Source organism: Plebeiibacterium sediminum (assembly GCF_026013605.1).
GTDB lineage: Bacteria > Bacteroidota > Bacteroidia > Bacteroidales > Marinilabiliaceae > Saccharicrinis > Saccharicrinis sediminus.
Genome location: NZ_JAPDPJ010000316.1, coordinates 1 through 453 on the forward strand (window position 1 = coordinate 1; position 453 = coordinate 453).

Consider the following 453-nt stretch of genomic DNA (forward strand, 5'->3'; position numbering starts at 1 on the left):
AAATATTAAGACCTTCAGTAGATTTTTGAAAATTATAACCTCCCATAAAATTCAACCTTAGTAGTCGACTAAGTTTTATTTTATATCCAATTGCGCCTAGGAACATATACCCTTTATCAAAACTATCTGACAATTTAATTTGAGGTCCACCTTCTAACATTAGAAATACACCTAGAAGTTGCCCCCCTATTGAGTATTTAATATTAGCAACAATAGGTATTGTGTTTGTGCCATAAAAATCATCATTGTAGTTATCTAACCCCAAACCTGCATTAATATTTAGATAATTATTTATATGATATCCTGCTAGTACTCTTAATGAGTTTCCTGAATCATTATTACTAGGATAAGGGCTGTACTGCGCATTTATGTTAGATACAAATATTTGGTCGTATCTAAGTTCTATATTAATTTTGTTTTGTGCAGTAGTCAATTGATGATAAAAAAACATCA

1 pseudogene is annotated in these 453 nt (G+C 30.0%); it reads right to left on the reverse strand.

The annotated features are described in order from the left end of the window. Positions 1-453, reverse strand: a pseudogene (locus tag OM075_RS25620) (hypothetical protein); the annotation flags it as partial.